Source organism: Streptomyces sp. CB02261 (assembly GCF_001905665.1).
In the GTDB taxonomy this organism is placed as follows: domain Bacteria; phylum Actinomycetota; class Actinomycetes; order Streptomycetales; family Streptomycetaceae; genus Streptomyces.
Genome location: NZ_LIVX01000011.1, coordinates 255080 through 266770 on the forward strand (window position 1 = coordinate 255080; position 11691 = coordinate 266770).

Annotated in this window: 10 protein-coding genes and 2 riboswitches; of the genes, 5 read left to right on the forward strand and 5 right to left on the reverse strand. The window is 69.8% G+C overall.

Annotated elements, in window-relative coordinates; all coding sequences use genetic code 11:
- Window positions 1-7 precede the first annotated feature (7 nt).
- From AMK29_RS30835 to AMK29_RS30855, 5 genes are all read right to left on the reverse strand, one after another.
- Window positions 8-1777 (reverse strand): ABC transporter substrate-binding protein, encoded by a 1770-nt coding sequence (locus tag AMK29_RS30835; protein WP_073819205.1) that lies wholly within the window; start codon window positions 1775-1777, stop codon window positions 8-10.
- Between the two features lie 108 nt (window positions 1778-1885).
- Window positions 1886-2914, reverse strand: a complete 1029-nt coding sequence (locus AMK29_RS30840) for an ABC transporter permease (RefSeq protein ID WP_073819209.1) — start codon at window positions 2912-2914, stop codon at window positions 1886-1888.
- 362 nt (window positions 2915-3276) lie between these two features.
- On the reverse strand, window positions 3277-4068 hold the full coding sequence (locus tag AMK29_RS30845; protein ID WP_073819211.1) for an enhanced serine sensitivity protein SseB C-terminal domain-containing protein: 792 nt from the start codon (window positions 4066-4068) through the stop codon (window positions 3277-3279).
- Window positions 4069-4141: 73 nt separating this feature from the next.
- Window positions 4142-4882, reverse strand: a complete 741-nt coding sequence (locus AMK29_RS30850) for an enhanced serine sensitivity protein SseB (RefSeq protein WP_073819213.1) — start codon at window positions 4880-4882, stop codon at window positions 4142-4144.
- A gap of 122 nt (window positions 4883-5004) precedes the next feature.
- Window positions 5005-5667, reverse strand: a complete 663-nt coding sequence (locus tag AMK29_RS30855) for an AAA family ATPase (protein WP_073819215.1) — start codon at window positions 5665-5667, stop codon at window positions 5005-5007.
- 151 nt (window positions 5668-5818) lie between these two features.
- Window positions 5819-5918, forward strand: a riboswitch (glycine riboswitch).
- Between the two features lies 1 nt (window position 5919).
- Window positions 5920-6031, forward strand: a riboswitch (glycine riboswitch).
- A 60-nt stretch (window positions 6032-6091) separates the two neighbouring features.
- On the opposite strand from AMK29_RS30855, the gene gcvT reads away from it, so the two are divergent.
- From gcvT to AMK29_RS30885, 5 genes are all read left to right on the forward strand, one after another.
- Window positions 6092-7216, forward strand: a complete 1125-nt coding sequence (gene gcvT, locus AMK29_RS30860) for a glycine cleavage system aminomethyltransferase GcvT (protein WP_073819217.1) — start codon at window positions 6092-6094, stop codon at window positions 7214-7216.
- 100 nt (window positions 7217-7316) lie between these two features.
- Complete coding sequence (gene gcvH, locus AMK29_RS30865; protein WP_073819219.1) at window positions 7317-7697, forward strand: glycine cleavage system protein GcvH; 381 nt, start codon at window positions 7317-7319, stop codon at window positions 7695-7697.
- Window positions 7698-7729: 32 nt separating this feature from the next.
- Window positions 7730-8989: a serine hydroxymethyltransferase gene (gene glyA, locus AMK29_RS30870; RefSeq protein ID WP_073819221.1), complete on the forward strand. Its 1260-nt coding sequence runs from the start codon at window positions 7730-7732 to the stop codon at window positions 8987-8989.
- Window positions 8990-9143: 154 nt separating this feature from the next.
- A complete protein-coding gene (locus AMK29_RS30875) occupies window positions 9144-10529 on the forward strand; it encodes an L-serine ammonia-lyase (protein WP_073819223.1) in 1386 nt (461 codons plus the stop codon).
- A gap of 772 nt (window positions 10530-11301) precedes the next feature.
- The gene (locus tag AMK29_RS30885) at window positions 11302-11505 is read left to right on the forward strand and encodes a cold-shock protein (RefSeq protein ID WP_073819227.1); all 204 of its coding nucleotides are present in this window, start codon (window positions 11302-11304) and stop codon (window positions 11503-11505) included.
- The last annotated feature ends 186 nt before the right edge of the window (window positions 11506-11691 follow it).

Below are 11691 nucleotides of genomic sequence, written 5' to 3' on the forward strand. Positions count from 1 at the left end.
GGTCGGATTACTTGACGACGCCGAGCGACGCGTAGTCGTAGCGGCCGTTGTAGGCGTCGGCCGTGTAGACGTTGGTCAGCCGGGAGCTGCGCCAGATGATGTTCTTCTCGTGGGTGAAGGGCAGGTAGACCGCGGCCTCCGAGACCTTCGTGTTGATCTGCTTGTAGAGCTCGCCGGCCTTGGCCGGGTCGGTCTCCTTCAGCGCCTGGTCGAACAGGCCGTTGACGGCCTTGTCGTTCAGCTCGGAGAAGTTGTTGTTGCCGCTCTGCAGGATGAAGCGGCCGTCGACCAGCGGCTGCAGGAAGCCCTGGCCCGACGGGAAGTCGGCGCCCCAGCCCATGATGATGATGCCGTAGCCCTTGTCCTTGACCACCTTCGGCGAACCGATGATGCCGGAGGTCTGGGCGCCGTCGAACTGGTCGATCTGGGCGTCGATGCCGACGGCCTTCAGCGACTGCTGGAGGGACTCGGCGGTCGCGATCTCGATCTTCTTGTTGTTGCGGACCGCGATGGTGGTCTTGAAGCCGTTCGGCTTACCGCACTTCTTCAGGGCCTCCTTCGCCTTGGCGAGGTCCGGCTTGCCGGCGAGCTTGCCGTACGGGTCGGCCTTCGGGTCGGCGCCCTTGATCGCCGGCGGCAGCATGTTGGTGGCGATGTCGCCACCGGCCTGCGGGCCGCCACGGGCGGTCTGGAGGGACTTGGAGTCGGCCGCGTAGATGATGGCCTTGCGGCACTCGACGTTGGGGATGACCGTCTGCGGGAAGACCGCGTAGCGGATGAAGCCCGTCTGCGGGTTGTCGACGTTGCCCTTGTGCTTCTGGAGCACCTTCTGGCGGGCGGCGGAGCCGATGCCGGTGGCGTTGATGTCGAGGTCGTACTCACCCTCGACCAGACGGTTGTCCATGTCGTCGGCGTTCGTGGTGAACGTGACGCTGATGCTGTCCGGGAGCGCCTTGCGGATCGTGTCCGTCTTCGCGTCCCACTTGTCGTTGCGGACGAGCTTGATGGACTTGTTCGGGGTGTACGACTGCCACTTGTACGGGCCGGAGGAGAAGGGCTTCAGGCCGTACTTGGCCTTGGTGTCCTTGTCCTGGCGGACCGGGGAGGCGGCGGGCATGGCCAGCATCTGCAGGAAGTCACCGTTGGCGACCGGCAGCTTGAAGATGATGGTCTTGTCGTCCGGGGTCTCGATCGCCTTCAGGCCGAGCTTGTCCGGGGTGGTGTCCTTGTACGGGCCCTTGTACTCGCCCTTGGGGTCGAGGACCTGCTGGAGGTAGATCGGGCCGCCGGAGATGACGTCCTGGGCCCAGATGCGCTCGATGCCGTACTTGATGTCCTTGGAGGTGATCGGCTTGCCGTCCTCCCAGGTGACCCCGTCCTTCAGCGTGAAGGTGTAGGTGAGGCCGTCGGCCGAGACCTTGCCGGCGTCGGTGGCGAGGTCCGGGACGAGCTCGGTGGAGGCGGCGCCCGGCTCGGCCTTGAAGGTGACGAGCTGGCGGGTGTAGTAGCGGGCGAAGTCCCACACGAAGCCGTAGTAGCCGCGCTGCGGGTCCCACGAGTCGGCCTCCTGCGAGCCGATGAACTTCAGCTCGCCGCCCTTCTTGTCGGAGGGGTTGGCGATCTGGTTCACCGCGGCGTTGAAGCCGGGCGCGCCGCCCTTGCCCTTGTCGCCGCTGCCGCCGTTGTCGCCGCCGCAAGCGGTGGTGACGACCATCGTGGCCGCCGCGAGCAGCGCGCCTGCGGCGATCCTGCGCCTCTGAGAGCTCATCAGAGTCATGGGTCTCGCAACCTCCGGGTAGTGGCGGCCGATACGGCGGTCCGCCGATTGGGATGGGCCTCCTGTCGACAGCGGCAGGGGCGGGTCTTGCGTGTCGTCGGCGAACGGTCAGCGGGAGCCCTTCGGGTCCAGCGCGTCACGCACGCCGTCGCCGAAGAGGTTGAACGCCAGAACGGTGATGAAGATCGCGAGGCCGGGGATCACCATGAAGAGCGGGTCCGCCTCGTAGGTGGTGATGGCCGTCGACAGCATCTGGCCCCAGGAAGCGGTGGGGGGCTTCACACCCGCGCCGAGGAAGCTGAGCGCCGCTTCGGTGAGGATGTTGGTGGGGATCATGAGGGTCGCGTAGACCGTGATCGGGGCGATCAGGTTGGGCAGCAGCTCGCGGCGCAGGATGTAGAGCCGGCCGGCGCCCAGGCTCTGGGCGGCCTCGACGTACTCGCGGTTGCGCAGCGAGAGGGTCTGGCCGCGGACGATGCGGCCCACGTACGGCCAGCCGAAGAAGCCGATGACGAGGACCAGGGCGGCGATGCGGACGCCCGAGCCGTCGAGGCCGAGGAGTTCGTTCGGCAGGACGGAGACGAGGGCGATCGTGAAGAGCAGCTGCGGGAAGGCCAGCATCACGTCCATGACCCGGCTGAGGAGCGCGTCGATCCAGCCGCCGAAGTAGCCGGCGATGATGCCGAGGACCGTGCCGAGGACGACGGCGAAGACCGCCGCGAGGAAGGCGACGAGCAGCGAGATCCGGGCGCCGTAGACGATCCGGCTGAAAACGTCGCGGCCGTTGACGGGCTCGACGCCGAAGAGGAACTCGGAGCTGACACCGCCCCAGGAGCCGATGGGGGTACCGAAGAGCGGGTCGATCTGGTCCTCGTGGAACTCGTCCGGCGGGTGGCCGAGGAGTCCGACGATGACCGGCGCGAAGATCGCCACCAGGACGAGGAAGAGGACGACGAAGGCGCCCGCGAGGGCCAGCTTGTCGCGCTTGAGGCGGGTCCAGGCGATCTTCCAGGGCGAGCGGCCCTCGATCGCCTTGCCGGGGGCACCGGAGGTGTCCGGAGTGCCGGGTGCGTCGGGCGCGGCGTCGGCGGTGGCGGTCGACTCGACCGCACTCGCCTTGTGCAGTGGTGCCGTCATCGTGGTGAGGACCCCTCTCGGCCGCCGGTAGCCGGCCCTTGCCCGCCGCGGGTAGCGGCTCGGTGGAACAACCTGCTGGGCATCTGCTCGAAAGGAGCCGAACGCCCGGTGTTCCGGGGAGTCTTCAATGCGTTCGCGATCACCCGCCAGCCCTGACGGGGAATGTTTGCTCAAACGTGATGCGGTGCTGCGACTTCCGTTATCCGGACGCCACGATCACCTGAGCGGACCAACTCGGGGCCTCTTCCCCTTTAACGGACATGTCCCTCAACTGGGCGTTCCAAGGGCGGTATCAGGGCGAACGAAGGCCTCCGGAGCGAGCTCCGGAGGCCGGTGGGACGGAACGGCACAAGGGAGGCGTCTCAGTATCCGGACGGCGCGGGCGGCGGGTAGCCGTACCCCGGGACGGGCGCCGAACCGCGTCCCGCGTGCGCCTCGCGGTCGTAGAAGGGACGCCCGTTCGCGCACAGCCACAGGGCCACCGGGTCGTACGCGTCGGACAGGGCGACCGTCGAGACGGGCAGCCCGTCGGGCACGGCACCGATCGACTGGCGCATCATCGCGCGGACCGTGTCGACGGCCGCGGGGGACGTGTCGTACAGGTCGAGGCCGATGGCGAGGTACGGGGAGCCGAGCGCGGGCTGCACCCAGCCGCGGCGCAGCGCCCGGACGGCCGGGGTGCGGTGCGCGTTCTGCGTGAGCAGGGCGTAGAACTGCGGGATCTCCAGGGCGGGCTCGGTGACCCGCAGCGGCCCGGCGGGCATCCGGTCGAGGCCGGTGGCGATCCGGCGCAGGTCGGCCCAGGGGATGCCGACGCCGCCGCCGGGGGCGTGCGGATTGAGCCAGACGCCCCAGCGGTCGGGGTAGAGGGCGCGGGCGATCTCGCGGCCGGTGACGAGTTCGTGGGCGCGGGTCCAGCCGGAGGCGGAGAGTTCCTGCGCGGAGGTGACGCAGGGCGCGTACCCGAGCCCGTCGACCTCCATGTTCCCGTACTGCGCGTCGGACGCTCCGGGGGTGCCGTGCCAGAGCAGCATCCAGAGCTCGCCGTCGGCGAGGGCGTGCAGGAGCTGCTCGTACGCGTCGTAGCGTCCGGGCGCCACTTGGCGCAGCATGTGCTCGACCTCTCCGGCCGCAGCGGTGCCTGACGCGCTCACCCTGGGTTCCGCCCCTCTTCCGTTCACCACGTTCTTCCAGCCACGATTCGGTCCAGCTTAGACAGGGAGCCGGTCAGCCGGCGGCGCGCTGGTAGAAGGGGCGCACCCGCTCCAGCATCCAGTCGCCGACCGGGTCCTGCGCCATGTCGAGCAGGATGAGGTTGACCGGCCAGGCGACCTCGACCCGGCCCAGGGCGCGGCCGAGGGCGTCCAGGGGCGCGTTGCGGTCGACGCCGTCCCAGGCGGCGAGCTGGACGCCGATGAAGAGGGCGGGTTCGGTGCCCTCGACGCTGGCGAGGGCGCGGCGGGCGCTGGTCACGACGCCGGTGGCCTCGAACTCGGCGGTGGCGGCGGCGAGGAAGTCGACCGGGTCGTCCTGCCAGTCGGGCTCGAAGAGCCGGACGCGGCCGCCGGTGGCGGGGCCGTCGAGCGGGGTGCGGCCGACGCGGCAGAGCTCGGCGACGGCGGGCGGGGGCAGCGGGACGCCGACGGTGCCGCCGGGGTTCACGGCGATGCCGAGCTGCGGGGGCAGGCCGCGGGCGAAGTCGCGGGCGGGTGCGACGGTGTAGGACATGTGGGTGCCGACGCAGGCGAGGAACTGCTGCTCGGAGCTGAAGACGGGCACGAAGGCCGCGCCGTCGATCTCCATGGTGGCGAGGTCGAGGTCGGTGCTGTCGGGTCCGCCGCCGTTGGGCAGGGGGACCCAGATCGGGCTGCGCCCCAGCACCTCGACCAGGCGGCCGCCGGCCGCCGGGTTGCCGAGTGAGGCGGCAAGGACCTCTTCGAGCTCGTTGCCCGGCCACGTCACGTCCACGGTCCCGATCCCCTTCTCGCACGGCCTGCCGCACCGGCCGCCCGGCAGCACCCTAACGCCGCCTCGGCGCCGTCGTGGCGAAAAGGGTACGGAAACGGGAGGCCGCGGGTCGGGCGTGTCCGTCAGGCGGCCTCCCGGAAGCCGATCGTCCGCAGGGTGTCCGCGGCGTCCCGGTCGAGCAGGGTGGCGGAGGCGCAGCCGTGCGGGAGGCGCCCGGACTCGGCGGCCCGGACGAGCCGGCCGACGGCTCTGCGGTGCCGTGCGAAGGCGTAGGCGGAGACGCCCCTGCCGCGGGCGCGCTGGCCCTCGCGGGCGGTGTCCGGGGGGACGTCGAGGAGGAGCAGGTGCAGGGCCCGGCCGCGTCGGCGGGCCTCGCGGGCGAGCCAGCCGCGCACCCAGGACTGGGTGCCGCAGTCGTGCACGACCACCCCGGCGCCCGAGCGCAGGGCGCGGTGCAGCGCCGCGTAGTGCGCGAGCCGGACCAGGGGGCGGTAGACGGCGTACGGCAGGAAGCGCGGCATGCGGGCCTGCCAGTGCTCGCGGACGTCCTGGGAGTCGATGCCGGTGCCTGCGGCGGCGCGCTTCATGAGGGTCGACTTGCCGCTGCCGGGCAGTCCGGAGACGACGACGAGGTCGCCGGCCGCGAAGGTGAGGGCGCGCGGGCCCCGGCCGCCGCGCTCGCGGAGGTCCCGCAGCAGCCGACCGCGGCCGCGGGTCCTGGCGCGGGCCCGTTGGGACGGTATCCCCGTACTCGGCGCGCACGCGCCGCTGTGCTGGATCCTCATCGCTTCTCCCCCTGCCGGGCCACGGGAGACCCTTGCCCACAAAGTGTAAAGAAACGGTAATGGGACACAAGCGATATGCCCCGCGAAGCTCGCGTGCAATGATGTGCCCGCCAGGCGCGCACAGTCGCCACACAATCGCATACCGGCCGCTCGAATCCGCGCGGGAGAGTTCCGGACCGCCCAGCGTGTCCGGACGCCGAAGGAGCAAGACCCTCCCTTGAATCTCTCAGGCCCCGTACCGCGTGGATGAGGCAGATCTGAAAAGCGGGACACCCTTGGGTGTCCCCACCCAAGGTGCAAGCCGAACTCTCGGAGACGAGATGCCCTCGGTGAACCTCTCAGGTTCCATGACAGATGGGGAGGACGTCCTCGCCCGTCATGTGTTTCGTCACCGATCACGCCCTTGGGACCCGGGAGCCACCCCATGAGCACTGCCCCCCGTCTGACCGCCCTCGATGCCCTGCATCGTTCGCTGGGCGCGACCATGACCGACTTCGCCGGCTGGGACATGCCGCTCCGGTACGGCAGCGAGCGGGACGAGCACCTCGCCGTCCGCACCCGGGCCGGTCTCTTCGACCTCTCCCACATGGGCGAGATCACCGTCACGGGCCCGGGGGCCGTCGAGCTCCTCGACCACGCCCTGGTCGGCAACATCTCCACGGTGGGCAACGGCCGCGCCCGCTACACGATGATCTGCCAGGAGGACGGCGGCATCCTCGACGACCTGATCGTGTACCGCCTCGGCGAGACCGAGTACATGGTCGTCGCCAACGCCTCCAACGCCCAGATCGTCCTGGACGCCCTGGTGGCCCGCTCCGAAGGTTTCGACGCCGAGGTCCGCGACGACCGTGACGCGTACGCCCTGCTCGCCGTCCAGGGCCCGGAGTCGCCCGGCATCCTGAAGTCGCTGACCGACGCCGACCTGGACGGCCTGAAGTACTACGCCGGTCTGCCCGGCACCGTCGCCGGCGTGCCCGCGCTGATCGCCCGTACCGGCTACACCGGCGAGGACGGCTTCGAGCTCTTCCTGAAGCCCGAGCACGCCGAGGGCGTCTGGAAGGCGCTGACCGAGGCGGGCGAGGGCGTCGGCCTGATCCCCTGCGGTCTGTCCTGCCGCGACACGCTCCGCCTGGAGGCGGGCATGCCGCTGTACGGCCACGAGCTGACCACCGCCCTCACCCCCTTCGACGCGGGCCTCGGCCGCGTCGTGAAGTTCGAGAAGACGACCAACGGCGGCGACTTCGTCGGCCGGAAGGCGCTGGAGGCCGCCGCCGAGCGCGCCGAGACCGCCCCGCCGCGCAGGCTCGTGGGCCTCGTCGCCGAGGGCCGCCGGGTCCCCCGCGCGGGCTTCTCCGTCGTCAAGGACGGCGTGGTGATCGGCGAGGTCACCTCCGGCGCCCCGTCCCCGACGCTCGGAAAGCCGATCGCGATGGCGTACGTGGACGCGGCGCACGCCGAGCCCGGCACTCAGGGTGTAGGTGTGGACATCCGCGGCACCCACGAGCCGTACGAGGTCGTGGCGCTGCCCTTCTACAAGCGCCGGAAGTGACGCTGCGCGGCAGCAGAACGTGACGCATCCGTCTCACCTCGCGTCTCACCCCGCAAGACCCACGTTCATCAGTACTCCCCCGATCCAGGAGAATCAGGTCATGAGCAACCCCCAGCAGCTGCGTTACACCAAGGAGCACGAGTGGCTGTCGGACGCCGAGGACGGCGTCGCGACCGTCGGCATCACGGAGTTCGCGGCCAACGCGCTCGGTGACGTCGTCTACGCCCAGCTCCCCGAGGTCGGCTCCACCGTCACGGCGGGCGAGACCTGCGGTGAGCTGGAGTCGACGAAGTCCGTGAGCGACCTGTACTCCCCCGTGACGGGTGAGATCGTCGCCGCCAACCAGGACGTGGTGGACGACCCGTCCCTGGTGAACACGGCTCCGTTCGAGGGTGGCTGGCTGTTCAAGGTGCGCGTCACGGAGACGCCGGACGACCTGCTCTCCGCCGACGCGTACGCCGAGTTCTCCGCCGGGAACTGAGACCGGGCCCGAGACCCCTTAGGGATCGATTCATGTCGCTTCTGAACACTCCCCTCCACGAGCTGGACCCGGACGTCGCCGCCGCCGTCGACGCCGAGCTCCGCCGTCAGCAGTCCACCCTCGAGATGATCGCCTCGGAGAACTTCGCTCCGGTCGCGGTCATGGAGGCGCAGGGCTCCGTCCTCACCAACAAGTACGCCGAGGGCTACCCCGGCCGCCGGTACTACGGCGGCTGCGAGCACGTCGACGTGGCCGAGCAGATCGCGATCGACCGGATCAAGGACCTGTTCGGCGCCGAGTACGCCAACGTGCAGCCGCACTCCGGCGCCTCCGCGAACCAGGCCGCCCTCTTCGCGATCGCCCAGCCCGGCGACACGATCCTGGGTCTGGACCTGGCGCACGGCGGCCACCTCACCCACGGCATGCGCCTGAACTTCTCGGGCAAGCAGTTCAACGTGGTCGCGTATCACGTGGACGAGGCCGGTCTGGTCGACATGGCCGAGGTCGAGCGCCTCGCCAAGGAGCACCGCCCCAAGGTGATCATCGCGGGCTGGTCCGCCTACCCGCGCCAGCTGGACTTCGCCGAGTTCCGCCGGATCGCCGACGAGGTCGAGGCCTACCTGTGGGTCGACATGGCCCACTTCGCGGGCCTGGTCGCCGCCGGTCTGCACCCGAACCCGGTCGAGTACGCGGACGTGGTGACCTCCACCACGCACAAGACGCTCGGCGGCCCCCGCGGCGGCATCATCCTGGCGAAGAAGGCCTTCGCGAAGAAGCTGAACTCCTCGGTCTTCCCCGGCTTCCAGGGCGGCCCGCTGGAGCACGTGATCGCGGCCAAGGCCGTCTCCTTCAAGGTCGCGGCCTCGGAGGAGTTCAAGGAGCGCCAGCAGCGCACCCTGGACGGCGCCCGCATCATCGCCGAGCGCCTGGTCCAGGACGACGTCACCGCCCACGGCGTCTCGGTCCTGTCCGGCGGTACGGACGTCCACCTGCTCCTCGTCGACCTGCGCGACAGCGAGCTGGACGGCCAGCAGGCCGAGGACCGTCTCCACGAGGTCGGCATCACGGTCAACCGGAACGCCGTTCCGAACGACCCCCGCCCGCCGATGGTCACCTCCGGTCTGCGGATCGGCACGCCGGCGCTCGCCACCCGCGGCTTCCAGGCCGAGGACTTCACCGAGGTCGCCGACATCATCGCGGAGACCCTGAAGCCCGGCTTCGACGCCGTGTCGCTGAAGGCCCGCGTGACGGCCCTCGCCGACAAGCACCCGCTGTACCCCGGCCTGAAGTAATTTCGTACGCTTTAGTTCCGGTTTCGTTCGTACGACAGCTCCGGGGCACCGCGCACACTGGACAGTGAGCGCGGTGCCCCACCCCCTTTTTCCTGCTCGGCTCTGCACCACCCCGGCAGACAACGGCGTCTAGCCCCCCACAAGGAGTTCTCCCGTGGCCATCTCGGTCTTCGACCTGTTCTCGATCGGCATCGGCCCGTCCAGCTCCCACACGGTGGGCCCGATGCGGGCGGCCCGGATGTTCGCCCGCCGGCTGAAGAACGAGGGCCTGCTGGCCCACACCGCCTCGATACGGGCCGAGCTGTACGGCTCGCTCGGCGCCACCGGCCACGGCCACGGCACCCCGAAGGCGGTCCTCCTCGGCCTGGAGGGCAGCTCGCCCCGCACGGTGGACGTCGAGACCGCCGACGACGAGGTCGAGCGCATCAGGTCGAGCGGCCGGATCAACCTCCTCGGCGCCCACGAGATCCCCTTCGACTTCGACGCCGACCTGATCCTGCACCGGCGCAAGGCGCTCCCGTACCACGCCAACGGGATGACGATCTTCGCGTACGACGCGGACGGCGGCCTCGTCCTGGAGAAGACCTACTACTCGGTCGGCGGCGGTTTCGTCGTCGACGAGGACGCCGTCGCGGGCGAGAACCCGATCGTGCCCGACGACACCGTCCTGAAGTACCCCTTCCGGACCGGCGACGAGCTGCTCCGCCTCGCCAAGGAGACCGGTCTGTCGATCTCCGCGATGATGCTGGAGAACGAGAAGGCCTGGCGCACCGAGGACGAGATCCGGGCCGGCCTGCTGGAGATCTGGCGGGTCATGCAGGCCTGTGTCTCGCGCGGCATGTCCCGCGAGGGCATCCTGCCCGGCGGGCTCAAGGTCCGCCGCCGCGCCGCGAACTCCGCCCGCAAGCTCCGCTCCGAGGGCGATCCGATGGCGCACTCCATGGAGTGGATCACCCTCTACGCGATGGCCGTGAACGAGGAGAACGCGGCGGGCGGCCGCGTGGTCACCGCCCCGACGAACGGCGCGGCCGGCATCATCCCCGCGGTCCTGCACTACTACATGAACTTCGCGGCCGGCAGCGCCTCCCCCGAGGAGAAGGAGGACGGCGTGGTCCGCTTCCTCCTCGCGGCGGGCGCCATCGGCATGCTCTTCAAGGAGAACGCCTCGATCTCCGGCGCCGAGGTCGGCTGCCAGGGCGAGGTCGGCTCGGCCTGCTCGATGGCGGCGGGCGCGCTCGCCGAGGTCCTCGGCGGCACCCCTGAGCAGGTGGAGAACGCGGCCGAGATCGGCATGGAGCACAACCTGGGCCTGACCTGCGACCCGGTCGGCGGCCTGGTCCAGATCCCGTGCATCGAGCGGAACGGCATGGCGGCGGTCAAGGCCGTCACGGCGGCGAAGATGTCGATGCGCGGCGACGGCAGCCACCTGGTCTCCCTGGACAAGGTCATCAAGACCATGAAGGAGACCGGCGCGGACATGAGCGTCAAGTACAAGGAGACCGCCCGCGGCGGTCTCGCGGTGAACATCATCGAGTGCTGACGTCGTAGGCCCTGACCAGCGCGTCCGGGCCTCTCAGGTACCTACGGCGTCCTGGCGTCGAGGCTACGAGGTGCGGGTGAGGTGCCAGGTCTGCCTGGCCGCGATCGACGCGTTCACGGGCTGCCGGGTGAGGTCGCGTTACCTCCGAAGCCGGACGCGGTGAGGGCCTGGCCGCTGTGCTTGGCGACCACACGGACACACCGACGTCGGCGGGCACGGCGGCAACTGCCTGGCGGAGCGCGAGACGTTCGTCCTCGCCGAGGGCTCCGATCACGCGGCCGGCTCGGGGCGCCACGACATCAAGATCACCGACATCGCCCCGACGGTCCTGGACCACGAGGGGTGACGGTGTCCCCAGCGGAGGCGTCACCGAGTGGCGGGGCTGGTCGCTCGCGACGGACGAGTTCTGGACCGGTGCCGACCGGGGCCAGAGCCGGGAGACCGACGTCCGGGCGCGGAACGTGTTCGCCGTCGCCGACTCCGACGAGAGCGGAGACGTTCCGGCTCGGGTTCCGGTACACGGGGACGAACAGCGCTTTCTGGACGATCGACCAGGTCAAGATCTACGGCTGAGGCACAGCGGGCGCGACGGTATCTAGGACCGCGAGGTGAGAGTTTGCCGCATGGCGCGCGGAGAATTGTCACCGAAAGGAGCAAGGCAGGGTTAATTCCCGTCCAGGGACTGAAGCGGCGTGCTACTGTCAAACTGTTCCCGTATCTCCGGCGATTCTTCAGGTCGGGCCATCATCCAGTTCTCCCGAGGAGATATGACATGGCATCCGGCACTGTGAAGTGGTTCAACGCGGCCAGGGGATTCGGCTTCATCGAGGAGGACGGCGGCGGCACCGACGTGTTCGCCCACTTCTCGAACATCGCCGCCCAGGACGTGGTGGAGCTGGTCGAGGGCCAGAAGGTCGTCTTCGACATCGCGCAGGGCCAGAAGGGCCCGACGGCCGAGAACATCGTCCCCGCCTGACGCGGACGCGCATTTCGTAGCTGGGGCCCGCATCCCTCGGGGTGCGGGCCCCAGCTGCAGGTATTTCCCGCCTCGCACAGAATTGTGCCGGCGAGTTTCTTTTCGCATTCCATTCGGTTCGTTCCTGTGATTCCCCGCGCTGTTCTCCGCTGCGGGAATACCTCGATACGTGCCGTATCGAGGAAG